We start from the raw sequence: 25947 nt of genomic DNA, 5'->3' as shown, positions 1-25947 counted from the left end.
TTATTTGTGTTCCAGAAGCCAATTATTTACCCATTGTTTCGCTTCTATCCAATTATATACTCTTATGACGTTTTTAGGGATCGGATCGCGGTTATATGGAGTGTCAAATAAAATAACTGGAATCTGACATTCTTCACTAATATCGCAGGCGTTATCATGCTTATCCTCAAAGAAAATATCCACACCAAGACGCTTTGCTGTTTCTACTTTATAATGAGAGCCAATCAATTCGATATGATGAAATGACAAGTTTTGCTTTGTGAACCATTCCTTTGTGACATCTAATAATTTATCGTGACGCGCGCTAATGAAAAAGAGCTCATGTTCAGCTTGCCAATCACTAAGAACCTTTTTTGCATCTTGTGCAAGTGGAGCATTTGAGTAAATATGGGATTCGTTTTCTAAAAACCACTTTCCAAGTTCCTCTTGTGTCACACCGACAAACGGTGTAAGGTCATACTCCGTAATATCGTCTAGTGTTAAGTCTAACTGAAAGGATTCATTTAAATAGGGGATAAATGTAGTCGGACATGTTACTGTTCCGTCAATGTCGATTCCAAAACGTTTAGTCAAGTGTACGCACTCCTTCTAATCTTTTCGTTTTTAGTGTATCATATCTTTTTCACTTTGATGGAGTAAGAAAACATTAACATCTATATTTCTTTACAATTGATTCATACTATAAATGCTCCTTACAATGAAAGCGAGGGATAGCAATGGAGAATGAACGCCATAACAGAGAGTATGATGAAAAGAAATACGAGTCTGATTTTATGGAAGAAACAGCTGCTGAGGTAGCTGTACCTGTGCATCCACGTCATGAACGTATTGAGCGTGAACATGCACATGAACGTGAAGTTGTCGGAAGCGATGAAGGAAAAGGATATGGTCGATTAGCATTAATCTTATCCATTCTTTCGTTATTCTTTCTGCCAATTATTCTAGGTGCTGCTGGAATTATATTAGGATTTATCGCACGTAGAAAAGGGGCAACAACGCTTGGAGCATGGTCGATTGGTATTGGGGTTGTGTCAATATTAATTGGGACATTCATCTTACCGTTCTTTTAAGCATAAAAAAAATCTTGGCATTACGCCAAGATTTTTTTATGGTTGTTGTTCAGCTGCTTGTTTTGCGAAATGTTCTTCCGCAATTTTATCGATTTCTTTTTTCAGTTCTTCAACCATGACTTCTTCAGGTACTTTACGAACAATTTCTCCTTTGCGGAACAGAAGGCCTTCACCACGAGCACCAGCAATTCCGATATCTGCTTCACGAGCTTCTCCAGGTCCATTTACTGCACAACCTAAAACCGCTACTTTAATTGGTGCTTTAATTTTCGAAATATATTCTTCTACTTCGTTTGCGATGCTAATTAAGTCAATTTCAATACGACCACAAGTTGGACATGAAATCAATGTCGCTGCATTAGCAGCTAATCCAAATGATTTCAATAATTCACGTGCAACTTTTACTTCTTCTACAGGGTCTGCACTTAATGAAACACGAACTGTGTTTCCAATTCCTTTAGATAAAATAACGCCTAATCCAGCTGCACTTTTCACAGTTCCAGCAAACAGTGTTCCAGACTCGGTAATACCTAAATGTAAAGGATAGTCAAATGCTTTTGCGGCTTTTTCATATGCTTCAATAGCTAAGTTAACATCTGAAGCCTTCATCGAAACAATAATATCATGGAAGTCAAGATCTTCTAAGATTTTAATATGATGAAGAGCACTTTCGACCATTCCATCTGCCGTTGGATAGCCGTACTTTTCTAAAATGCGTTTTTCTAATGAACCTGCGTTAACACCAATTCGAATTGGAATACCTTTTGCTTTTGCAGCATTTACGACTGCTTCTACTTTCTCACGGCGTCCAATGTTACCAGGATTAATACGAATTTTATCTGCTCCACCTTCAATCGCTTTTAAAGCAAGGCGATAGTCGAAATGAATATCGACAACAAGCGGGATGTTAATACGCTTTTTAATTTCAGCAATTGCATTGGCTGCTCGCTCATCAGGACAAGCTACACGAACAATTTGGCAACCTGCTTCTTCAAGACGGTTAATCTCAGCAACTGTTGCTTCAATGTCATGTGTTTTTGTTGTTGTCATACTTTGAATAACGACTTCATTATTGCCCCCAATTGTTAAGTTTCCAACCTTAACAGGGCGTGTTTTAGTACGATGTATAATTTCACTCACGTGTTAATCTCTCCTTCGAAACGAAATCAAGAAATTGAATTCATTAATAGAATAACGTGTTATTGAGAAAATAACTAGTATAAAATCTTCACTGTTTTTATTTTATCAGTGATTGTATTTAACGTACAACTATTAAGGTTCCATTACTTGTAAGTTGGGAATTTATATTCTTTTCCGACTTGAATAGTTTCTGCTTCAATTTCATTTAACTCCTTAAAATCTTTCACGAGTTGATTAATGGGTACAGGAAGTGGACCTTTTAATTGTTGTTCCATAATAGACAGGACGGTATCTCCAGCACGTACTTTTACAATATTATACGATTTTGTGTTTTCGTCAACTGATTGCTTTGTCATATTCATCACTTCTTGAGCGGGTTGTTCTTCATAACTAGAAGGAATTGTTCCATGTTTAATATCGTAATGACAAATATATCCAATGAAGACAACAGCTGCTAACACTGATAATCGTTTCATTTGTATCCCCCTAAATCGTTCTATTTATTACACCATATGCTTGTCCAATTTAAACTATGAATAAGAATGGAGGACAATATAATGAGGGAAAAAGTAACAATTATGACTCTGGGGCTATTGCCGTTCATTATGGTATTAGGTAATTCAATGTTAATTCCGTTACTCCCAACGATTCAATCCTCGTTAAACTTAAGTACTTTTCAAACTGGGCTTATTTTAAGTTCTTTTTCAGTTCCAGCTGCATTGTTAATCCCATTTGTTGGAATAGCTTCAGATCGGTACGGGAGAAAGCGAATCATTATTCTGTCATTAGTCATTATGATAATTGGCAGTGTATATGCATGCGTAAGTGGTTTTTCAGTAGATCATGAGCAAGCATTTCAGTTATTAATGACAGGTAGAGTGTTGCAAGGGATAGGTGCAGCAGGTACAACGACGTTAGCGATGGTGCTAGCCGGTGATATCTTTCAAAATGAAAAGCGATCCAAGGTATTAGGGGTATTAGAAGTATATAACGGGGTAGGGAAGGTTATTTCTCCAATTCTAGGAGCAACCGCGGCTCTTATAACGTGGTATAGTGCTTTTTTTGTCTATCCGGTTGTTGCGCTCGTTGCTTTAATAGGAATTATTTTATGTGTAGGAGAATCAACAGAGGGCAAGGATGTTATGACATTTAACGTGTATATCCAAAAGGTACGAAAGGTGTTAAAGCGAGAGAAAAGTTGGCTTTTTCCGTTGTTTTCAATTGGGGGATTAGGGTTATTTCTATTGTTTGGCACATTGTATTATTTGTCATTTTTAATTGAAGAAACGTATCACATTGATGGATTCTTTAAAGGAACGGCTTTTGTATTTCCTTTAGGGGCAATGACTTTAACTTCTTATTGGACAGGGAAACGGATCAAGAACAATCACGAATTAATGAATCACTTGATGGTGTTGGGGTTATGTTTGCTGTTAATTATGTTTGCGCTATTGATTTTTCTTCATTCTTTATCGTTTATCATGTTTTTTTTAACCATTGCATTTGGAGGATTAGGTTTTGTACTTCCTTGTCTTAATATGTTCATTACTTCAAGTGTAAAAGATGAAGAGCGAGGCTTTGTTGTTTCGCTTTACGGTACGGTCCGTTTTATAGGGGTAGCGTTAGGGCCGATTGTTTTTGGTTATTGGATGCAAGATACGAAGCTGATGTTTATTTTTAGTTTTATGTTCCTTTGTAGTAGTGCAGGTTGGATAGGGTATGAAATGAGAATGTTTTCGAGGTTACCAATCTTTAGATCTAGAGAAGTGGGAAGGTAATATAGTTCTTTTTAACTAAAATTCACACTCTGTTTACAATCTCTTTACATCTATCTGTCATAATTTGTTGAGGATAGAAAATAGGGGGTTTACCATGAAGTTAAACATAAAGATCAAACATTGGCGTTTTTCTCAACAAAAAAAGAAAAAGAGTGTGTTAAAGATCAAAAAAAATGCAATGATTAAAAACCTGACGAATCACATTTCTTTACAAGTTCGGTTATTGATTCTTGTTTTATCTTTACTCATTCTTTCAACGAGTGTTGTTAGTTTTATTTCATATGGGAAATCAAAAGAAACAACCGTTCAAATTATCGAAAATCGACTAGAGCGAGAAGCGCAAACAACATATGAAATTTCTCAAAATTTAATGTATATGTATGTGAATGATGAAGAGAGTTTTATGAAGCAATTTAATCAATCAATAAAATCACAAGACGCTCAACTCACACAGGATGGATTAAAAGCACATTTTTTTTTGATTCAAAACAATAAAGTAAACCCTTTCTCAGTCAGTGTACATAGTCAATTAGCTTTTTCTAATGACACATTAAAGCAAGTGAACGATAAAAAGCATGGTGTTTTACATATCAATCAACAGCAAACGGCATATACCCTTGCCTTCAAAGAAATTCCAGAATTAAAAGGTATATTCTTAATTGCTGTTCCGTCAGAAAACTACTTAGGTACAATTCAACAGTTAGGTTTATTCATGGTAGCGGTGGTTGTCATAAGTGTAGCCATTACATCCGTAGTCGTTATATTTTTAGTGAGAAGTTTAACAAACCCATTAACTCAACTGCGCCTCACGATGAGAAAAGTGAGGGAAGGGGATTTAAGTCAACAAATAAATATCAAAACCTCTATACCGGAAATTGCATCACTTAGTAAAACGTTCAACTTAATGATTGATCACATGCGTACTATTTTGTCTCAAATCGATCAAACAACAAATGAGTTACATGAAACGGGAACAGAACTGCAGAAAGCTTCTCAAAGCTCTTTGTATTATAATGGTCAATTAGATGAGGCTATTTCCGTTGTGAAACATGGAGCTGAACAAACAGCGGCAAGCTCTGAGAGTAATATTCAAGTATTTCAATCAATGAAACGAGATATTCATTCCATTACCAATTATATGGATTCGATTGTTAACACAGCTGAGCAGATGAATGTAAAAGCATATGAAGGAGAACAAAGTATTTCAAATATTATCGATTCAATGACCACGTTTGAAAAAGAGTTTTTTGATATGACTGAAACGATGAAAGAAGTTGAACAACACTCAAGGTTAATTGCACGTATCGTGAGCTTAATCCAAGATTTTGCGGAACAAACAAAACTGTTAGCGTTAAATGCGACAATTGAAGCAGCTCGTGCCGGAGAAGCAGGAAGAGGCTTTGCGATTGTAGCGAATGAAGTTCGGAAATTGGCAGATCAATCAACGAATGCAACGGAAGAAATAAAAGAATTAATTACATCGATGGAAGATAGTTCATTGAAAGCCTCGGTAGAATTTAATGAGATGCTTCATAAGAGTAAATACAATGTAGAGGTTGCACAAAGATCGAAAATTACATTTAACCACTTACTAAAGGAAATTGGACATGTCAGTAATCAATTAACATTAGTGAAGGAGGAATGTAATGAATTGTACAATATGGTACCAGGAATGGAACAATCTGCAGAAAGCTTTGTTTCGGTGTCACAAGAAACATTAGCAAGTGCCGAACAAATGCTAGGAACTTCAAAAGAGCAAGTTGAACATGTAAATAACACCCATAAAATAGGTGTTCAATTAAGAGAGTTATCAATGTCCCTTACAGCCATTACTAGTCAATTTTATATCAAGAAAAAGTAAAATAAACAGGACTGTCACGTCATCCTCCACAAGGGGAAGAAAACGGACAGTCCTTTTTTACATGTTTGTTTTAGAGGCTTGCTTTCGGATAGGAACACGTTTAATGACGAAAACTAAAAACAGTAAGGTCACAAGCCAGTGAACAAGAAGACTGTAAGATACTTCAATTTGTAAGGCATCTGTTAAAGTAAATAAAATGGTCATAACTGTGCTACTGTAGGCTGACATCACCCAGACGTGTTTGTATGTAAGTGTACGGTTAAGTCCTTTTGCCATTCCTAAAGCTATAAAAGCAAGTAGGCTAATTTCAATAAACTTTACACTTGATGTGACTACATACAATAAACCAATCGCTAATGGAATAAGAATAGTCAGTAGTTGTTTAGCTTGGTCAAATAAAGTAACAAACCGTTCTTTTGTTAACCCATTCATTTGTAAAAGAGAGTAGCTATATGTTTGTGTATTGTGATTTGTTGTAATAAATAGATCATTTTGTAGAAAGCCAATTGCTTGGTTGTAACCGTTCGTATCCTCGGTCGTGATGGAACCTGTTGAGTCAAAAATAAAAGTGGTTTGGTTTTTTGATGTAATGAGTGGTTCGTCTAGTGATGAATCAAGAGTATCATTGTTAATTGTAAATTCATTTACGTCTGTTAATAATGTGGTTTTTGCTTGTTCATAACCAGTTACAATGGTTTGAGTAAGAAAGAATATCGTTGGTAATAATGAAAGAAATGCTAACAAGAATACATATAGTATGGTTTTTCCGATCCCCTGAAAACGTAACATGGCGACCACTTTTGGTGAGTATAAGCTATAAAATAATTGCTGAAATACGTTCACTATTTTCACTCCTTGTCTGTCTACTGTTCATTTTATCGAGAGGGCTAGATGAATACAAGAAGTTTTCAATACAAACAATAAATGAAAGAGCTGAGAAAAAATGTGAAGCTAATGTTAAGAAATTGTAAATGTTGAAATAAAAATATTTACATTAACTTCACTTTAAGTTAATAATGAAAAAGGACTTGTAGATATATGTCGAAAAAACATAGTTAGGGGTTGAATTTTTGTGGAACTTGATGTTCAAAAGATGATATTCGAATTCATTGGTGGCCTTGGGATTTTCCTATTCGGTATCAAGTTCATGGGCGATGGCTTGCAAAAATCAGCAGGTGATAAGCTCAGAGATATATTAGATCGTTTTACAACCAATCCGTTAATGGGTGTACTAGCCGGGATCATTGTAACAATTTTAATTCAAAGTAGTTCGGGAACCACTGTTATTACAGTAGGATTAGTTAGTGCCGGCTTTATGAATTTACGTCAAGCAATTGGTGTTATTATGGGAGCAAATATCGGAACAACGGTTACAGCTTTCATTATTGGAATTAAAGTTTCCGATTATGCATTGCCAATTTTAGCAGTTGGTGCTTTACTATTGTTCTTCTTTAAGAGTCCTAGAATCAATAACTTTGGCCAAATTGTGTTTGGGTTCGGAGCGTTATTCTTTGGGTTAGAATTAATGGGAGAAGGAATGAAGCCATTACGCTCATTACAAGCGTTCCAAGACTTAACAGTTAGCATGAGTGATAACCCAATTTTAGGTGTGTTAATTGGTACTGTATTTACAGTAATTGTTCAAAGTTCAAGTGCCACAATTGGTATTTTACAGGAGCTATTTGGACAAGGTGCAATAGACATTTATGCAGCGTTACCTGTTCTATTTGGTGACAACATTGGTACAACGATTACAGCAATCTTAGCATCCATCGGTGCAAGTGTAGCAGCAAGACGTGCAGCGTTAACACACGTTATGTTTAATGTCATTGGTACAACGCTTTTCTTAATTATCTTACCGCTTTATACAAAGTTAATCATTTATTTACAAGGTGTATTAAGCTTAAATCCAGAAATGACGATTGCGTTTGCACACGGTATTTTTAATACATCAAATACAATTATTCAATTCCCGTTCATCGGATTGCTTGCGTTAATTGTAACAAAGGTTATTCCGGGTGAAGATTCATTAGTGGAGTTTAAAGCGAAGCATTTAGATCCAGTGTTCATTCAACAGTCTCCATCGATTGCATTAGGTCAAGCGAAAGAAGAATTAATTCGTATGGGACAATTTGCAACAATTGGTCTAGATGAAGCTAATAAATATTTAAAAACAAAGCAACATAAACATGCTGAAATGGCACTGCAAGTTGAAGATGCCATTAACAACTTAGATCGTAAAATTACGGATTATCTTGTAATGCTTTCTTCAAGTTCTATGTCTGTATCTGAAAGTGAAGAGCATTCAATGTTCTTAGATTCAGCTCGTGATATTGAACGTATTGGAGATCACTTTGAAAACATTGTTGAGTTAGTGGATTATCAAATTGCAAACAAAGTGAAAATGACAGATGAAGCAAATGCAGATCTAGAAGAAATGTTTGAATTAACAATTTCAACTGTTAAAGAAGCAATGTCTGCTTTAGAAAACAATGATCGTGAAAAAGCAGTAAAAGTAATGCAAAAAGAAGATCAAATTGATAGCATGGAACGCACACTTCGTAAGCAACATATTATTCGTGTAAACGAAGGTTCATGTACAGGTTCAGCTGGTATCGTGTTTGTTGATATCATTAGTAACTTAGAGCGTATTGGTGACCATGCTGTGAATATTGCAGAAGCAGTATTGGGAGATCGTCATTCAAAAGCGAAGTAATTGCAAGAAGCCGCACTTTTTGAAGTGTGGCTTTCTTTTTTTATTTGAATCGATTTCATAATTGCTCTTTTAAAAAAAGCCAATAAAGCGCCTGTTCTCTAAAATCGATATTTTTTAATCTTTCATTTGAAGCTTAAGCAGTTTGTTGATTTGCCATTTCACCTTGTAATAAACGATTAATCCGATCTTTAGATGCATTGAATAAAAGCGTGATCAAGCTTAAATGCAGCTTCGCTTTCTTTCCGGTACGGTGTCTAACATTATTCAACTGAAAAAATTCTTTCAGATAGGCATTTACACGTTCAACAGCGGTTCGTTCGGCAAAAAGTGCTTTCCATTTTTTCGATCCTCTCGCAGGTACTGTATAACGCCTCAGATCGCTTTCGATTTTGAACTTAAATGTTTTCTGGCAAAGCGAATCCTTTGCGAGTGGACAATCGGCACATTCCTTCGGACGTGTGAATTTAATGGTTTTCCAATTTGGATCAAAGCTGTCATACCGATAGGCGTGCTCTCTGACACAGGTTGGGGCAAAGTGTTCATTGAACCCAGGCACTTCCTTTTCACGGCGCTTATTATAAGCGATAACAGATTGAGCATTTATCCGAAACAACTGTTGGTAGATCGCCGGCACATCATAACCTGCATCCATACAGCCAACTTGAATAGGAAGACCAAGCTTTTCAATCCCTTTTAACAAAGGGATCGCTGCTTTACTGTCATGCAGGCTGCCTGAACTCATCAGAGACTGAAAGATATACTGACTCTTTGTTCCAACTGCGAGATGTGCTTTATAACCGAACCAGTAAGCATTTTTCCCTTCACTGTTTTTCTTGACGCCCCACTGTGGCTCGATTGGGATATCAGAACGTAGTTCTTCATAAGTGGCATCCAGTTGTGCAGCGACTTCTTTTTCAAATAGCGTCTGATTCAGTTCAGCTTCTTTCTTTAATTGATCAAACACAGCCTGTTCTTCTTTTGTTTTACGGCCGCGCTTCTTTGGTTCAGACTTTGGCTTTTCTTCTTTCGCTGGTGCCTGATCACGTGCTTCAAAGTGAGAGGCATCAATCGCTACATTTTCATCCGTGATAAATTCTTCGGTAAATGCCTGAAGAATCATGGCGTCATTTTCCTGATCAAATACATCGGAAACTGATAGTTTTTGAATCATTCTTGAATAAGATGCTTCAGGTGGGACGTGATCAGAAATCAAAAAGCCGCAATTCAAACGAAACAGAATATCATATTTTAAACGTTTTAATAAATCTTTAATCGTCGGAATACGCTCGACCAGCCTAACGATTAAAGAACAGACCATGGCAGGATAATTCAGTTCTACCGGGGCACCGCGCCACGATTTCTTTGAAACAACAGCGACGATTTTCTCAAGATCCAGCGCCGAAAAAATGGCTTCGTATCGTTGGGTAGGTTCCAGGTCATATAATTCCTGGATGCCAAACAGGCTCACTTGTCTTATAATAGGCATAAGGGGATTTCCTCCAGTCTGAGTTTGTTTCGTCGCTTACTCTTTTCGACTGTTTGGGGAGGTTCTCCTTTTTTATGCGCTAAAACCCTTAAGAGTGTTGGGCTGAGAATTATGAAATTCATTCATTTACGATAAAATAATAAAAGATCGAAAATATAGGAGTGGCTAAAGAGTAATGGACATCGTGTATTGGAGCTTGATTATTATTGCGTTTATCATCTCGTTCGTAGGGGTGGTTTATCCGATTATTCCAAGTGTGTTATTTATTGCTGTAGGTTTTATTTTATATGGCGTTTTTTATACATTTGGAGAGTTTTCAATTCTATTTTGGATTATACAAGGTTTGTTAATCGTAGCTTTGTTTGCTGCTGATTATGTGGCCAATTTAATGGGTGTTAAAAAGTTTGGTGGAACAAAAGCGGGTATATGGGGAAGTACAATTGGTTTATTGGTGGGTCCTTTTGTTATTCCTGTTCTTGGAATTATTATTGGCCCTTTTATTGGTGCGGTGTTAGGAGAATTACTCGTTCATAAAACATCCTTTCAACAAGCGTTAAAAATTGGGTTCGGTTCTCTTGTCGGTTTCTTTAGTGGTGCAATTACAAAAGGGGTTATTCAATTATTTATGATTGGGTATTTTTTATATGCTGTTCTTTAAGAGATTGTATTGACACGGTAGCGGAATCATGATAAAGTTTCTATGTCGTTAGTTATTGTTTCATTGTTCCACAGTAGCTCAGTGGTAGAGCAATCGGCTGTTAACCGATTGGTCGCAGGTTCGAGTCCTGCCTGTGGAGCCATGGCGGTGTAGCTCAGCTGGCTAGAGCGTACGGTTCATACCCGTGAGGTCGGGGGTTCGATCCCCTCCGCCGCTACCAAATACATATATAGTTTTTCATTCCACAGTAGCTCAGTGGTAGAGCAATCGGCTGTTAACCGATTGGTCGTAGGTTCGAGTCCTACCTGTGGAGCCAGTGGACCCTTAGCTCAGCTGGTTAGAGCAGACGGCTCATAACCGTCCGGTCGCAGGTTCGAGTCCTGCAGGGTCCACCAGTAATGAAAAACAGTACACGGAGGAATACCCAAGTCCGGCTGAAGGGATCGGTCTTGAAAACCGACAGGGGTGTTAAAGCCCGCGGGGGTTCGAATCCCTCTTCCTCCGCCATACATATACATTCAAGCTTCCTTATTATAATAAGGAAGCTTTTTTATGTTTATCTCGAATAGAAGAAGGGAAAACGGTAATTATATAGAAGTAATTAAATGCTTTTTCATTGAAAGAGTAGGGTAAATTTGCTAATCTTAAATTATTGGTGCTTTGCACCATGTATTCAGTCTACATATTTTAAAGGAGGAATTTTCATGGCATACGAATTACCACAATTACCTTATGCATATGATGCACTAGAGCCGCATATCGACAAGGAAACAATGAACATTCACCACACGAAACATCATAACACATATGTAACAAACTTAAACGCTGCAGTAGAAGGCAAAGCTGACTTAGCAAGCAAAAGTGTGGAAGAATTAATTGCTGACTTAGATGCACTTCCAGAAGATATTCGTACAGCAGTACGTAATAACGGTGGAGGCCATGCTAATCACTCTTTATTCTGGACAATTTTATGTCCGAATGGTGGCGGTGAACCAACTGGTGAATTAGCAGATGCAATTAACAGCAAATTCGGAAGCTATGACAATTTCAAAGCAGAGTTTGCAAAAGCTGCTACAACTCGCTTTGGTTCTGGTTGGGCTTGGTTAATCGTCAACAACGGCGAGTTAGAAATTACAAGCACTGCAAACCAAGATAGCCCATTAATGGAAGGTAAAACACCAGTTCTTGGCTTAGACGTTTGGGAGCATGCTTACTACTTAAACTACCAAAATCGTCGTCCAGACTACATTTCAGCTTTCTTTAATGTAGTAAAATGGGATGAAGTGGCAAAACGTTACGCAGAAGCGAAATAATAAGAATCTGACCAGAGAAGGAGTGTATTCCTTTTCTGGTTTTTTCATTATGTACATAACTCCTTTTCTTTTTGACACACTAGGTGATAGAAGAGAAAAGGAGTTTTTTACATGCCTTTATTAAAAAAAGTCGTTGGAGATGTAGAAGTTAATAAAGATTTAGTATTACTCTTATTAATTGGTGGGCTATATGCTCTATCCATTTCAATATCTAATTCATTTGTAAACGTTTATTTGTGGAAGCAATCAGGAGAATTTTCTGATCTTGCTATTTATAACTTAGCGGTTGTGGTGTTACAACCCATTACATTTATCGTAGCAGGAAAATGGGCTAAGAAAATTGATCGAGTCATTGTGTTAAGACTGGGTGTTTCTTTTTTAGCTGTTTTTTATTTAGTCGTCTTGTTTGTTGGAACAAATGCGTCTAAGGTGCTAGTCATTTTAGGAGCGTTGTTAGGGATAGGGTATGGATTTTACTGGTTAGCTTTTAATGTTCTAACATTTGAAATTACGGAACCTGATACACGAGATTTTTTCAATGGATTTCTCGGTGTTCTCAATTCATTCGCTGGCATGATTGGGCCATTGGGAGCAGGTTTGGTGATTTCGACCTTTTATGAGTACATCGGTTATCGAATTGTCTTTGGTTTTTCACTTGCTTTATTTGTCAGTGCTGTGATTCTAAGTTTGTTTCTTCAAAGAAGGCCAGCAGAAGGACAGTATATGTTCAAACAAGTATTGGCTGAGCGAAAACATAATAAGGACTGGCGTCGTATTTTAAATGCTCACTTCTTTCAAGGGTTGCGTGAAGGTACATTCATTTTCGTTGTATCGGTTCTTGTGTTTATTACAACAGATAGTGAATTGGCTCTTGGTACATTTGGGCTTGTAAACTCTGCTGTAGCCTTTGTTGGATATTATGTTGCTTCAAGGTTTATTAAAAAAGAACATCGATTAAAGTTTATTTTAATAGGCGGTATAATCTTATATGGATCTGTCTTTTTGTTAATTTTTGAACTGTCCTATGCAAAACTGATTTTGTATGCGATTTGCATCGCAATTGCTTATCCTATTTTGCTTGTACCTTATATGTCATTAACTTATGATGTCATTGGAAGAGTAAAGGATATTGTTCAAAAGCGGATTGAATACATTGTTGTGAGAGAGTTGTTCTTAAACATTGGTCGAATTGTCTCTATTTCATCTTTTTTAATAGCAGTTACTTTCTTTGATGAACAAAGAAGTATTCCTATTTTATTATCCATTATTGGAATTGGTCATAGTGTTATTTACTTTTGTGTCAAACGAATTCCTCAACATGTTGGTGTGAAAGAAGAGGAAGGACAAAAACCTGTCACTCCTCCAACTTTAAATGAAGGCGATGGAGAATCTCCAGCATGAAGGATTGAAGTTTGTCGGGTGAAAGGATAAACATTTTTTACTATAGAAATCTTCGTTCATTTCTTTTACAATAATAGTTGAGCATGGGATTAGTTAAAAATGTTTTTTTGAGCAGAGCTTTCAAAGTTAGCTCTTTTCAATTTCTTTAAACATTAACAAATGATTTTTCACTAGCAACAAAGTGTGTGAAAGTGATTTAACAATAAATCTTTAAATGTATTTAATAAGAATGGAAGTTAAATAAAGATGGAACGTTGCATCATTCCTTTTGTAATGGAATGGTGTTTACGTTCCTTTTTGCATGATGGACACACTTGGTTATTATTGGATGTGTATTTACAGAGTTCTTACTTTACGAGCAGAAAATAACGTGATATGAATGATTTAGTATCATAAAGTGTAGGTGTTTAAATGAAAAAGAAAAGGAAGAAAAGAACGCATGTGCCGTTTCGGTTGAATTTGTTGTTTTTTGTTGTGTTTTTATTATTCTCTGTTCTGATTTTGCGTTTAGGTCTTGTGCAAATTGTTTATGGAGAAAACTTTCAAAGGGAAGTAGAAAAAACAGAAGATGTAAAAATTAACACGCCTGTTCCACGGGGGCGGATTTACGATCGTTACAATCGTGTCATTGTTGATAATGCACCGTTAAATGCGATTACATATACGCGTTTTCAAGGAACAAACGCAGAAGAACGCCTAGAGGTTGCTAAAAAGTTAGCCAAACTCATTTACGTTCCGCTGTCTGCAGAATTTATTGACATCAAAGGTTCGGGTGATCGAGAAATTAGACAAAAAGAAGTACGATTAACAGAACGAGATCTAAAAGATTACTGGATTTTAACTCGTCCAAAAAAAGCTGAAAAGAAGATTACGAAAGAAGATCGTGATTTGCTTGAAAAGGGCGAACTAACAGATCAAGAGGTATATGATCGCCAACTAAGTCGCATTACGAAAAAAGATTTACTAGAGCTTCAAGATGAAGTGAAAGTGATTGCAATTAAAAGGCAAATGGAAGCGGGGTATGCTCTGACGCCACAAATTATTAAAAGTGGTGTAACAAAAGAAGAGTTTGCTGTTGTCAGTGAAAACTTAGAGCAACTACCAGGTGTTGACACGACAACATACTGGGAACGTTTTTATCCAGAGGACCGTACTCTTCGTACGTTGTTAGGAAACGTTTCGTCTGCAAACGAAGGGTTGCCTCGTGATCGAATTGATTATTACTTATCAAGAGGATATAACCGCAATGATCGTGTTGGAACAAGTTATCTTGAAAAGCAATACGAACATGTATTAAGTGGTCAAAAAGCGCAAGTGAGACATGTGACAAATAAGGATGGAAGCTTGTTAGAGACGATTCAAGTTTCAGAAGGTCAACGAGGTAGTGACTTAGTTTTAACAATTGATGTGGAGCTACAAAAAGAAGTAGAAAAAGTATTAGAGGAAGAGTTATTAAAAACAAAACGCAAGCCGGGCACACAGCATCTAGATCGTGCCTTCGTCGTGTTAATGGACCCTCGCACTGGAGAAATTCTTACGATGGCTGGTAAGCAATATACCATTGATAACACAACAGGAAGACCGAAGATTGATGATTTTGCTTTGGGCAATATTTCAAGTTCTTACACGATGGGATCGGTTGTCAAGGGAGCCACCATTTTAGCTGGTTTTGATTCCGGAGCGATTTCACCAGGAGATGTGTTTGTCGATCAGCCATTAAAGTTTGCTGGAACGAAAGAGAAAAAATCGGTTCGTAATTTTGGTGCTATTAACGATTTAACAGCTTTACAACGCTCATCGAATGTTTATATGTTCAGAACGGTGATGGAGATGGCGGATGTTAAGTATCGTCAAAATGGAACGTTACCGATTAAACCATCTACATTTGCTCAATTACGCTCTTATTATAGTCAGTTTGGACTCGGTATCTCTACTGGAATTGAACTTGATAATGAATCAACTGGTTTTCAAGGTGGCAGTGATATCCCTGGTACCGCACTAGACTTAGCCATTGGACAGTATGATACGTATACACCCTTGCAGTTAGTGCAATATGTATCGACCATTGCAAATGGTGGTTATCGTATTAAGCCACAAATTGTCAAGGAAGTGCGAGAGCCTACAATTCGTGAAGAAGAAATTGGTGGTGTACAGCACTCATTTGAGCCAGAAGTGTTAAACCGAGTAACAATGAGTACAGAAGAAATTAAACGTGTGCAAGAAGGATTTAGACAAGTAATGCAATCTCAAAATGGAACAGCTTACGGTGCTTTTGCGAATGCGCCTTATAAACCGGCTGGAAAAACAGGGACAGCAGAAGCATTCGTTCCAAATAAAGTGAAAGGGGCCAAACCAATTGAAGTCCGTAACTCGACGTTAGTTGGATATGCTCCTTACGACAACCCAGAAGTGGCTTTTGCCGTTGTTGTTCCTTCAGCTTACACACCTAACAGTTCTCATAGTATGAGTCGAGATGTGGGAAGAGCAGCTTTAGATGCATACTTTGATTTGAAGAAACAAGGCGAAGAAGAAGTCATAGAACAAGAAGAGCAAGAAGAATTGCAAAACCTAGAAGAATAGAAAACGAAAAGCGTGGAAGCTCAAGGTGGCTTCCATGCTTTTTTTATGTATGAACTTATAAATAAAACAAAAGATAATAGTGTGTCCTTTTATGTTGTAGATTTATAAGACAAATTTTGCGCCTTTACAAAAGCTTAACATGTGATTAAAACAGCATTAATAGTTAAGCTTTATTCTATAACTCGTAGGACAAAACAACCAAATGTCGTAGGGGGAATTAAAGAATGAAAAGCTTTAAGTTTCTAGCATTATCAGTCATGATCGGAGCAGTATTAGCATTTACAACTGCATGTGGTCAATCTAACGGAGGTAACGGAGCATCTGGACAAGAGCAAGAACAGTCTGGGGAAGAAAACAAACAATTAGAAGGTAACGTTGCAATTGACGGATCATCGACTGTTTATCCAATTATGGAGGCAATTGGTGAAGAATACATGGCTACACAACCAGGTGTAAAAGTAGCAGTTGGATTATCTGGTACAGGTGGCGGATTCGAAAAGTTTACAAAAGGTGAAACAGACTTCAGTAATGCTTCTCGTCCAATTAAAGACGAAGAGAAAAAAGCAGCTGAAGAAGGTGGAATCGACGTTCAAGAATTCCAATTAGCATATGACGGTTTATCAGTTGTTATTAATAAGGAAAATGATTGGGTAGATCACTTAACTGTTGAAGAACTGCAAAAAATGTGGGTGAACAGTGGTGAAAAAGTAAAATGGTCTGACATTCGTGAAGGTTGGCCAGAAGAAGAAGTTAAGTTATATTCTCCAGGTCATGATTCTGGTACATTCGATTACTTTGATGAAGTAATTTTAGACGGTGAAGAAATGAACGAATCAGCAGTTCTTTCTGAAGATGACAACGTATTAGTAAATGGTGTAACAGGTGATAAAAATGCAATTGGTTACTTTGGTTATGCTTACTATGCAGCAAACAAAGATAAGTTAAAGGTTGTTCCAATTGATGGTGGTAACGGACCTGTAGAACCAAATAATGACACTGTAATGTCTGGTGAGTATGCACCATTATCACGTCCTTTATTCACATATGTAAATACAGCTGCAGTTAAAGATAAAGAGCAAGTATATGATTATGCAAAATTCATGCTTGAAAATGCTGGAGCGCTTGCAGAAGAAGTTGGTTATGTAAGCTTGAAGCAAGAAGAGTATGATGAGCAATTAAAAACGCTTGAAGAATTAAAGAAGTAATAGACAAATGAAGATGAGAAGCGTGGATGTGCTTCTCATCTTTCCATGCAATGGAAAGGGGTTACGACATTGGCTTTCGTAAAGAGTGATGAAAAGAAAGTTTCCATTCGAGAAATGATTAAAGAAAACAAATCGAAAAAAGGTGCATCTACAATTATAGAAAAAGTGATGCCCATCATCCTACTGTTAACAGCGATTGTTTCTGTATTAACAACAGCAGGAATTTTATTTACGTTAATCTTTGAAACAGCTACATTTTTTTCAAGAGTACCATTCTTAGATTTTATTACAGGTACAAAGTGGTTACCATTTGTTGATGCAAAAGGAAACTATGGTGTACTACCTTTAGTAACAGGTACATTATTAATCACAGCTATTGCAATGGTTGTGGCAATACCTGTTGGATTAGGGGCAGCTATTTTCTTGAGTGAGTATGCTTCAGATCGTACAAGACGAATTATTAAACCGATTTTAGAGGTTCTTGCTGGGATTCCGACAATTGTCTATGGATTCTTTGCTCTAACGTTTGTTACTCCTATATTGAAACAGTTTATTCCAAGTTTAGGGTTATTTAATGCATTAAGCCCAGGGATTGTTGTTGGTATTATGATTATTCCGATGATTGCTTCCTTATCTGAAGATGCAATGAGCTCTGTACCTAAATCAATGCGTGAAGGTGCATTAGCTTTAGGTGCAACACGCTTTGAAGTAGCCATTAAAGTTGTGCTTCCTGCTGCTTTATCAGGAATTATCGCCTCATTCGTATTAGGTATTTCTCGTGCAATTGGAGAAACGATGATTGTAACAGTTGCCGGTGGAGCAACGCCGACAATGGCGACAGATGTGACATCTTCTGTTCAAACAATGACTGCGTATATTGTTCAAGTAGCAACAGGTGATGCGGGTTATGGTACAACGGTTTATTACAGTATTTACGCTGTTGGAATGACATTATTCGTATTTACTCTTGTGATGAACTTGCTTGCACAGTTTATTACGAAGCGCTTTAGGGAGGAATATTAATCATGTATGTAGATCGACAACAAGTACAAAAGCGAATGGGTGGAAGATTAGTTCAAAATAACATCTTCAGATTCATTTTCTTTTGTGCAACGATTTTTGGATTAGCTGTTTTAGCAATGCTCTTATATCGGATATTGACTCAAGGGTTAGGCTGGTTAAATATTGATTTTCTTCAAAATTACGCATCGAGAAGACCTGAACAAGCAGGTGTTAAAGCAGCACTTGTTGGCTCGTTATGGTTAATGGCGGTTGTTGCTCCTGTATCGTTATTTCTGGGAGTGGGAGCAGCACTTTATTTAGAAGAATATGCAAAGAAAAATAAATTTAATGATTTTATTAAGCTGAATATTTCTAACTTAGCAGGTGTACCATCCATCGTATTTGGTTTATTAGGTTTAACCATTTTTGTTCGAGAACTGTCACTAGGAAGAAGTATTTTAGCAGCAGGTTTAACAATGAGTTTGCTTATTTTGCCTGTTATTGTTGTAGCAGCGCAAGAAGCCATTCGTTCTGTTCCGAAAGAATTACGCGAGGCATCCTTCGGAATGGGGGCGACAAAGTGGCAAACAATTTATCGAGTTGTACTACCAGCAGCGATTCCGGGTATCTTAACAGGAAGTATTTTAGCGTTATCTCGTGCAGTAGGTGAAACAGCACCGTTAGTAGTTGTTGGGTTACCCACATTCATTGCGTATTTACCAGCGGGTGTTTTAGACACAGCGACTGTATTACCAATGCAAATTTACAACTGGACGAGTAGACCGCAAGCTGATTTCCAAAGTGTAGCAGCAGCGGGGATTATCGTATTACTCACATTCTTAATCCTAATGAACTCAATTGCCGTGTTTATTCGAAATAAATTTCAAAAGCGTTATTAATAAAGAAGCGTACCTATTAATTTTCAACTTGGATGAAGGAGGACCATTTTATGGCCATCACAATTGAAACTCAAGATAAAAAAGAGACAACAGGAGTGCAAGGTGTAAAGAAAGACATTGTGTATAACACAAAAGGATTGAATTTATGGTATGGAGAAACTCATGCACTAAAAAGCATTGACTTACCTATTTATGAAAACGAAGTAACAGCCATCATCGGACCATCAGGGTGTGGAAAGTCAACTTATATTAAAACGTTAAACCGTATGGTTGAGATGACACCAACTGTTCGTACATCTGGAGAAATTGAGTATCGAGGTCGTAATATTTTTGATCGTTCATATCGTGTAGAAGATTTACGTACACAAGTAGGAATGGTGTTTCAAAAACCAAACCCATTCCCAAAATCAATTTATGAAAATGTGACATACGGTCCAAAGATTCACGGTATCCGCAATAAAAAGGTACTAGATGAAATTGTTGAAAAAAGCTTAAAAGGAGCCGCTCTTTGGGATGAAGTCAAAGATCGCTTGCATGAAAATGCATACGGGTTATCAGGAGGACAGCAACAACGTTTATGTATCGCTCGTTGTTTAGCTATTGAACCAGATGTTATTTTAATGGATGAGCCAACGTCAGCGCTTGATCCAATCTCTACATTAAAAGTAGAAGAGTTAGTACAAGAATTAAAGAAAGATTTCAGTATTATCATCGTTACTCATAACATGCAGCAAGCTGCTCGTATCTCAGATAAAACGGCGTTCTTCTTAAATGGTGAAGTAGTTGAGTTTGCTGAAACGGATAAAATCTTCTCAAATCCATCAGATAAGCGTACAGAAGATTATATTACAGGTCGTTTCGGTTAAGACAAACATCATTGAGGAGGTACGGGATATGGTCGTACGTGAAAAGTTTCATGGAGAGCTAAAAGTGCTTCGTGAAAAACTATTAGAAATAGGACGCTTAACAGAATTAGCATTAACAAAATCAATTGAAGCTTTAGAAACAAAAGATGTTGATTTAGCTCTACAAGTTATTGATGAAGATTATAAGGTGGATCAGCTTGAAGAAGAAATCAATGATTTAGCAATTTTGTTAATTGCGAAACAACAGCCAGTAGCCATCGATTTACGCCGTGTTGTAGTAGCAATTAAAATCGCATCTGACTTGGAGCGAATGGCTGATTTCGGTGTTAACATCGCCAAGTCTACGATTCGTATTGGAGAAGAGCCGCTTATTAAACCATTAGAGCATATTAAAGAAATGAACAGAATTTCCATTGATATGCTATCTACGTGTTTAACTGCTTATCAAGAAGAAGATGTGTTACTCGCGAAACAAGTAGCGGAAATGGACGACCAAGTTGATGATTTGTACGGTATTACCATTAAAGAATTACTTCGACTTGCTCAAAGTGAAAAGGATTCGATGAATCAAATTACTCAACTAATGTTTATTGGCCGATTTTTAGAGCGTGCAGCAGACCATGCAACAAACATCGGAGAAAGCGTTCTTTATCTTGTAAAAGGTAAACGATATGATTTAAATGAATAACAAAAAAGTGGTTGCACAGTGATGCAACCACTTTTTTTGTATTAGTTATTTTTCGTGAGAATGGCAGCGATTTCTTCGTGTGTCATGTCTGAAGAAAGAGTGTACGTACCAAGTTGGATCTTAGTTGTCAAATCGCGTTTAGTGAGATAAGCATTAAATTCGGTCGAGTTTTTAATAATTTCTGATTCTAAAAGTTGAGAAGCAATATCTATACTTGTCATGCCAGGTTTAATGACTATTTCCTTGTGGACAATTGTTGCTTTGTCTTTTGACTCTTTTTTTATAGGAAGTGTAGACTCTTCTTGTTCTGCTCGTTTCAATTGAAGTAATTGGTTGTATTCGGCTGTTTGAACCGTTACATACCCTTCATTTTGCAATAACTGTTTTGCCTGTTGAAGAGAAAAAGTACGATTATACTCTTGGTTACGATCTCCCGTGTAATAGACAATTCCTAAGACAGAGGTGGCTAGTAATAGCCCAACCGAAAATGCTCGGATAGTTGAACGGTCCAAGTTATTGTTCCTCCCGTCTAACATGGTTTATAAGTAAACGTACTTCTTCAATGGGAATAGCTAATTGCTTCGCAATTTCATCAACTGTCATTCCGCTGTGAAACAACTCAAACACGTGTTGATGAATGGAAGAAGATTTTAAGCTCCTTTTTGGCGAGTGAACGACAGTAGAAGTAGGCGCTAGTCGTTGTTCATATGTAGAAGAAAATAATAGCTCTTCTTCTAGTCGTTCAAAACGTTTATTTGTTTGATATTGTTCCTGTAGGGCGTTTAAAGAGAGTTGTTCAACTTGCTTCTCTATCACTTTTATTTTGTTTTCTTTTAAAAAGGAAACAAAGAGCAGGAAGAGAGAGAGTATCGTCAAACTAATAAATGCGTAAGTCATAATTCACCTCTTAAATAAATGATTCCTTTTATAACGAATCTAGTATACCATTAATCGACAAAATGTGTTCATTGTGGCAACATTTGCTTAATGTTAAGATGATTTTAAATGACAGCAACAGTAAGAAACAATAAGGTGGAAAATAGTGAGTAGGTTTAAAAGAAATAATCAATTTGATGAGTGCGTAATCTTAAGAAAAGGAAGTAATTCTCTTTTGGTTCATTGGTACGTATCTAACATCACCAAAGAGATGGTTAAAGAGAGTTGTGGATTAAAAGTGAATGAAAAAAACATGGTTGTTGTGATTTATGATGTTACGAACATTGCATTTAATGGTCACAATGCTCATAAATTAAAAATATATCGAAATAGGAAACAAAGAAGTAGAGGTTTTATTCCACACCTACCTTTGGGTCGGACATACATTGTGGATGTAGGGATCTATACAAAAAAAGGTCACCTCTTTTCGTTTATTCGTTCAAACGAAATACACTTAGAAGATTCGAAAGGTTTCAGCAGAAACTGTAAGATAAAGTGGTCGTATCCTACTAACCAAACTCCCAAGTGGGAAGAGACATTTAGTGTGTATTCGTGCTATACAATGGACACAAAAATCATAAAACAAAACCGAAGAAATGTAGCGTTACTTAAAAGTCACAGGTATGTGTGAGGGTGAATAAATGGTAAATGAGTATGAAAGTATAACCTCTAAAGGTCATTCAATCGTGATGACTCAATCTTTATCCATTTTAATGTTGTCATGGGAATTTCCGCCGCATGTGATTGGTGGTTTGGCTCGTCATGTTTTTGATTTATCGCGAGCGTTAGCGAGAGCTGGTCATCAAGTTCATGTTATCACTGCATTTGTAGAGGGATTACCAGCTTACGAATGTTTATATGGTGTTCATGTTTACCGTGTGAAAAGTTTGCAGCCGCACCATCAAGATTTTTTAGCTTGGGTCAGTAGCTTAAATATTGCAATGGCACAAAGGGCACTAAAATTAGTTGAGAATATGTCATTTGATTTAATTCATGCACATGACTGGTTAGTAGGAGCAGCTGCTCGTGTCATAAAAAAGCAAATAGATAAACCGTTAATTACAACGATCCATGCAACAGAACATGGAAGGAACAACGGTATCTTTACAGAAATGCAACAATCTATTCATGAGCAAGAGCACTATTTAATTCAACAGTCTGAAGCAATTATTGTGTGTAGTGACTATATGAAAACGGAGATTAACCAGTTATTTCACGTGGAAGAGGAAAGGATATCTGTTTTTCCTAATGGAATTGACATTGATATGATGGTGTCACATACTCGCTCCTTAAAAGTGAAAAATAAATTTCATATTGAGCAAGGTCCTCTGGTGTTTTCGATTGGTAGGATTGTGTATGAAAAAGGATTTGGTACGTTAATTGAAGCAACAGAACATCTTGTTAATGCTTTTCCAACTATACGAATTGTTATTGCTGGAAAAGGTCCGTTGTTACATCATTATCGAACGGTTGTAGAAGAAAAGAACTTGCAACAGCATGTTTATTTTATTGGATATATTACAGACGAAGAGCGTAATCAATTCTTTCACTTATGTGATGTAGCTGTGTTCCCAAGTTTGTATGAACCTTTTGGAATTGTAGCATTAGAGGGGATGGTTGCTGGAAAACCGACTGTCGTTTCAGATACAGGGGGATTAAGCTCGATTGTCACTCATCATGTAACGGGTTTGCTTTGTAAAACGGGAGATGTATCTAGCTTAGCGCACTGTTTAGCGTTTATTTTGTCAGATGAACAGTTAGCCAAAACGATAGGAAATAATGCAAAAGAAGAAGTGACAAGTAAATTTGGATGGGATGAAATTGCTTCTAAAACAAGTGAACTGTTTAAAGAGAAAGCGATAAAAAATCAAATAGGGAAGGAAGAAGCAGATTGAAGGGGATTATATTAGCTGGTGGAAAAGGGACGAGGTTGAAGCCTTTAACGGATGAAGTGCCAAAGCCTATGCTTCCTTTGTGTGGAAAGCCAGTCATGGAATATAGCATTGAACTTCTAAAAGAGCATGGGATTACGGAGATTGGTGTTACGCTGCAACACCTTCATTATCACATCACGTCTTATTTTGGAGATGGAAGTAAGTGGGGGGTGAGACTTCACTATTTTATTGAAAAAGAGCCACTAGGAACCGCAGGTAGTTTGCAAAATGCACATAAGTTTATTGATGACGACTGTGTCATTATTAGTGGAGATGCACTCACATCCATTCATTTAACATCTGCGATAGCCCATCATAATGATCAAAACGCAGTCATGACCATCATTACGAAAGAAGTGAAAAATCCTTTAGATTATGGAATGGTATTACGCAATGCGGCCGGATTCGTTAAAAAATTTGTGGAGAAGCCAAGAAAGCATGAAATAACGAGTAACCTTATTAACACGGGTGTGTACATTATTACAAAAAAGGTACTGAACTATATTGAAGAAAATAAATCAGTTGATTTTAGTTTAGACTTAATCCCTAAATTACTGAAACATAAAGAGAGAGTTTGTAGTTATTTAACAGACGACTACTGGATTGATATTGGTCAAATTCACCATTACCGACAAGCTCACAATGATTTATTGAGCCAAAGGTATACCCTTTCTTCTCTTTCATCTTCCTATGTAGAGGAAGATGTGCTTGTTGAAGAGCAAGTCACCATTCATTCACCTGTTTATATAGGGAAAGGAGCAATAATTCGAAAAGGAGCAGTCATTGGGCCTTATACGACGATTGGATCCGGTAGTGTTGTCGGTGCCTCGTCTTTAATCAGTCATAGTATTTTATCACAAGAGACAGCAGTAGGAAATAATTGTCAAATTCATGAAGCGACGATAGCTCCTCATGTACGTATCCAAAAGGGGACGACGCTGTCAAAGTCCGTGGTAGGAAAGGAATGGGAGAAGACGAAGGAACAAGAGTCCATAGCAGATATGGAACATTCACTATTTGTGAATGGGCGAATGATTATCGATACTCAAGCTAGTATATCTCCTCAAATTATCTTTCGGCTTTGTCAAGCTTTACAAATGAGCTTTCCCTCTTCAAGTACAATTATCGTAGGAAGCGATGAACACATTTGTTCAACGATGTTTAGTCACCTAGTTATATCAGGTCTTCAGGTTCAAAATTTTCAAGTCCATACAATGGGAGCTCTTTCACTTCCATTATTCCGTTATTACAAAGCGCAAAAGAAAGGAGAGTATGCCGTTTATCTTTACAAAGACTCTACAAGAGAAGAACATGAGCTTTCTTTAGAGATTTATGATCAAAAAGGGTGTCTTATTGATACAATGACGGAATGGCGAATTGAAAAGCAGTATAAAAATGTGGCGGAACTAGATATAAAAGTAGATAGGATGAATCCAATTGTAACGATTGAAAGTAATAAAAGTGATTATATTGATTACCTTGTTCATTCAATTGATATTCCTTCTGTCATTGGTGCAAATTCATCTGTTGTCGTCATTTGTCCTCCTTATATGCAAGAAGTTGTTCAACGTGTATGTAATGAGTTACATATAAGAAGGTATGTTACGTGTAAACACGAAATAGAACAAGATGTTGCGATGTTAATCAACCGTTATCGAGCTAGTTTTGCCATGGTTATTGATGATATAGGTGAATCTTTTTTATTGTATGATGAAAATGGTGACCTTTTAACAGAAACGCAAGTGTTAGCACTTTATATTTATAGTGTAAGCTTGACGAAAAAGCTGCCTTTTATTCCGATACCGGTACATTATTCATCATCATTAGAGTTACTTGCTAACGACCTTCACGAAAAGTTGATACGAGTGAAGTCTCAGAAAAGAGACTTGTTAAACGTGCTAGGGCCGACGCATTTTCAAGTAGATGCATTATACGCATTTTGTCAAATGGTTGAATTACTTTCTGTTCAACTTCATTCCATTTCCGCTCTTATAAAGACAGTCCCTAACATTCATGTTGAAAAAGAGAATGTATTTTGTCCATGGGAATCACAAGGTCTTGTGATGAGGAAGTTGGTAGAAGAGTTTGATGATAGACAGATTGAGCTAATAGATGGATTGAAGATTTATCATCCAAATCAAGGGTGGACACTTATTTTACCTCACGGGGAAATACCAGCTCTGACTATTTACTCTGAAGCAACAAACGAAGTATTGGCAAAGAAATTCTCATCAGATGTCATGAAGAAAATCAGAGAATATCAAAAGGTGTAGTTCAAGGTTCATAACATGCTTTTGAATTGGATATACTTTAAAACATGCAACATACCAAACTTACGTTCAAAGTAAAAGCACTGAAATCATTGTTTATCATGCAGAAATGATGATAAAAAACAAATTTAAAGGAAGAAATGA

General features: G+C 36.8%; 23 protein-coding genes and 5 tRNA genes. 21 read left to right on the top strand and 7 right to left on the bottom strand.

Features of this window, described 5'->3' with window-relative positions:
• A complete protein-coding gene (locus tag DIS06_RS00885) occupies nt 1–573 on the bottom strand; it encodes a hypothetical protein (RefSeq protein WP_110111358.1) in 573 nt (190 codons plus the stop codon).
• Nucleotides 574–716: 143 nt separating this feature from the next.
• On the opposite strand from DIS06_RS00885, the gene DIS06_RS00880 reads away from it, so the two are divergent.
• Complete coding sequence (locus DIS06_RS00880; protein WP_110111357.1) at nt 717–1070, top strand: DUF4190 domain-containing protein; 354 nt, start codon at nt 717–719, stop codon at nt 1068–1070.
• Between the two features lie 36 nt (nt 1071–1106).
• Here the strand turns inward: DIS06_RS00880 and ispG are convergent, their stop codons facing one another.
• Both ispG and DIS06_RS00870 read right to left on the bottom strand, forming a co-directional pair.
• Nucleotides 1107–2210, bottom strand: coding sequence for a flavodoxin-dependent (E)-4-hydroxy-3-methylbut-2-enyl-diphosphate synthase (gene ispG, locus DIS06_RS00875; RefSeq protein WP_110111356.1), 1104 nt, complete (start codon nt 2208–2210; stop codon nt 1107–1109).
• Between the two features lie 143 nt (nt 2211–2353).
• A complete protein-coding gene (locus DIS06_RS00870; protein ID WP_110111355.1) occupies nt 2354–2686 on the bottom strand; it encodes a hypothetical protein in 333 nt (110 codons plus the stop codon).
• A gap of 81 nt (nt 2687–2767) precedes the next feature.
• Between DIS06_RS00870 and DIS06_RS00865 the strand changes: the two genes are divergently transcribed.
• Nucleotides 2768–3988, top strand: coding sequence for an MFS transporter (locus tag DIS06_RS00865; protein WP_110111354.1), 1221 nt, complete (start codon nt 2768–2770; stop codon nt 3986–3988).
• A 94-nt stretch (nt 3989–4082) separates the two neighbouring features.
• Complete coding sequence (locus DIS06_RS00860; protein ID WP_110111353.1) at nt 4083–5849, top strand: methyl-accepting chemotaxis protein; 1767 nt, start codon at nt 4083–4085, stop codon at nt 5847–5849.
• Nucleotides 5850–5906: 57 nt separating this feature from the next.
• Here DIS06_RS00860 and DIS06_RS00855 read toward each other — a convergent pair whose 3' ends face one another.
• The gene (locus tag DIS06_RS00855; protein WP_110111352.1) at nt 5907–6692 is read right to left on the bottom strand and encodes a DUF1189 domain-containing protein; all 786 of its coding nucleotides are present in this window, start codon (nt 6690–6692) and stop codon (nt 5907–5909) included.
• Nucleotides 6693–6921: 229 nt separating this feature from the next.
• Here DIS06_RS00855 and DIS06_RS00850 point away from each other — a divergent pair, with 229 nt between their 5' ends.
• Nucleotides 6922–8565 carry a Na/Pi cotransporter family protein gene (locus DIS06_RS00850; protein WP_204166729.1) on the top strand — a complete coding sequence of 548 codons (1644 nt, stop codon included), beginning with the start codon at nt 6922–6924 and terminating at the stop codon, nt 8563–8565.
• Nucleotides 8566–8698: 133 nt separating this feature from the next.
• On the opposite strand, the gene DIS06_RS00845 is transcribed toward DIS06_RS00850, so the two are convergent.
• Entirely contained in the window at nt 8699–10051 is a 1353-nt protein-coding gene (locus tag DIS06_RS00845) for a transposase (RefSeq protein ID WP_110111351.1), read from the bottom strand.
• A 175-nt stretch (nt 10052–10226) separates the two neighbouring features.
• On the opposite strand from DIS06_RS00845, the gene DIS06_RS00840 reads away from it, so the two are divergent.
• The 14 genes from DIS06_RS00840 (at nt 10227) to phoU (ending at nt 20663) form a co-directional block, all read left to right on the top strand.
• Nucleotides 10227–10709, top strand: a complete 483-nt coding sequence (locus tag DIS06_RS00840) for a DUF456 domain-containing protein (RefSeq protein ID WP_110111350.1) — start codon at nt 10227–10229, stop codon at nt 10707–10709.
• 67 nt (nt 10710–10776) lie between these two features.
• Nucleotides 10777–10851: transfer RNA gene (locus DIS06_RS00835), tRNA-Asn, on the top strand.
• Nucleotide 10852: 1 nt separating this feature from the next.
• Nucleotides 10853–10929, top strand: a tRNA-Met gene (locus DIS06_RS00830).
• Between the two features lie 21 nt (nt 10930–10950).
• A tRNA-Asn gene (locus DIS06_RS00825) sits at nt 10951–11025 on the top strand.
• 2 nt (nt 11026–11027) lie between these two features.
• Nucleotides 11028–11104 (top strand) — tRNA-Ile (locus DIS06_RS00820).
• A gap of 19 nt (nt 11105–11123) precedes the next feature.
• Nucleotides 11124–11216, top strand: a tRNA-Ser gene (locus tag DIS06_RS00815).
• Nucleotides 11217–11413: 197 nt separating this feature from the next.
• Nucleotides 11414–12022 carry a superoxide dismutase SodA gene (gene sodA, locus DIS06_RS00810; RefSeq protein WP_110111349.1) on the top strand — a complete coding sequence of 203 codons (609 nt, stop codon included), beginning with the start codon at nt 11414–11416 and terminating at the stop codon, nt 12020–12022.
• 111 nt (nt 12023–12133) lie between these two features.
• Complete coding sequence (locus DIS06_RS00805; RefSeq protein ID WP_110111348.1) at nt 12134–13423, top strand: MFS transporter; 1290 nt, start codon at nt 12134–12136, stop codon at nt 13421–13423.
• Nucleotides 13424–13834: 411 nt separating this feature from the next.
• Entirely contained in the window at nt 13835–16003 is a 2169-nt protein-coding gene (locus tag DIS06_RS00800; RefSeq protein WP_110111347.1) for a peptidoglycan D,D-transpeptidase FtsI family protein, read from the top strand.
• Between the two features lie 224 nt (nt 16004–16227).
• Complete coding sequence (locus DIS06_RS00795) at nt 16228–17208, top strand: PstS family phosphate ABC transporter substrate-binding protein (protein ID WP_110111346.1); 981 nt, start codon at nt 16228–16230, stop codon at nt 17206–17208.
• Nucleotides 17209–17253: 45 nt separating this feature from the next.
• Nucleotides 17254–18231, top strand: a complete 978-nt coding sequence (gene pstC / locus DIS06_RS00790; RefSeq protein WP_110111345.1) for a phosphate ABC transporter permease subunit PstC — start codon at nt 17254–17256, stop codon at nt 18229–18231.
• Between the two features lie 2 nt (nt 18232–18233).
• Complete coding sequence (pstA, locus tag DIS06_RS00785) at nt 18234–19109, top strand: phosphate ABC transporter permease PstA (protein ID WP_204166728.1); 876 nt, start codon at nt 18234–18236, stop codon at nt 19107–19109.
• A gap of 50 nt (nt 19110–19159) precedes the next feature.
• A complete protein-coding gene (gene pstB, locus DIS06_RS00780) occupies nt 19160–19975 on the top strand; it encodes a phosphate ABC transporter ATP-binding protein PstB (protein WP_110111343.1) in 816 nt (271 codons plus the stop codon).
• A gap of 28 nt (nt 19976–20003) precedes the next feature.
• The gene (phoU, locus tag DIS06_RS00775) at nt 20004–20663 is read left to right on the top strand and encodes a phosphate signaling complex protein PhoU (RefSeq protein ID WP_110111342.1); all 660 of its coding nucleotides are present in this window, start codon (nt 20004–20006) and stop codon (nt 20661–20663) included.
• Nucleotides 20664–20704: 41 nt separating this feature from the next.
• On the opposite strand, the gene DIS06_RS20465 is transcribed toward phoU, so the two are convergent.
• Both DIS06_RS20465 and DIS06_RS00765 read right to left on the bottom strand, forming a co-directional pair.
• The gene (locus DIS06_RS20465; protein ID WP_239421752.1) at nt 20705–21175 is read right to left on the bottom strand and encodes an endolytic transglycosylase MltG; all 471 of its coding nucleotides are present in this window, start codon (nt 21173–21175) and stop codon (nt 20705–20707) included.
• Nucleotide 21176: 1 nt separating this feature from the next.
• Nucleotides 21177–21560, bottom strand: coding sequence for a DUF6115 domain-containing protein (locus tag DIS06_RS00765; protein WP_110111341.1), 384 nt, complete (start codon nt 21558–21560; stop codon nt 21177–21179).
• Nucleotides 21561–21705: 145 nt separating this feature from the next.
• Here DIS06_RS00765 and DIS06_RS20855 point away from each other — a divergent pair, with 145 nt between their 5' ends.
• From DIS06_RS20855 to DIS06_RS00750, 3 genes are read left to right on the top strand one after another with little or no spacing between them, the layout of a single operon-like run.
• A complete protein-coding gene (locus tag DIS06_RS20855; RefSeq protein WP_162595823.1) occupies nt 21706–22230 on the top strand; it encodes a DUF4912 domain-containing protein in 525 nt (174 codons plus the stop codon).
• A 10-nt stretch (nt 22231–22240) separates the two neighbouring features.
• Entirely contained in the window at nt 22241–23494 is a 1254-nt protein-coding gene (locus tag DIS06_RS00755; protein WP_110111339.1) for a glycosyltransferase family 4 protein, read from the top strand.
• On the top strand, nt 23491–25806 hold the full coding sequence (locus DIS06_RS00750) for a sugar phosphate nucleotidyltransferase (RefSeq protein ID WP_110111338.1): 2316 nt from the start codon (nt 23491–23493) through the stop codon (nt 25804–25806). The genes DIS06_RS00755 and DIS06_RS00750 overlap by 4 nt, the downstream gene beginning before the upstream one ends.
• The last annotated feature ends 141 nt before the right edge of the window (nt 25807–25947 follow it).

The sequence above is a fragment of the Bacillus sp. CGMCC 1.16541 genome (assembly GCF_003184905.1).
Lineage (GTDB): Bacteria > Bacillota > Bacilli > Bacillales > Bacillaceae_H > Priestia.
This window is presented reverse-complemented; position numbering and strand designations above follow the sequence as displayed.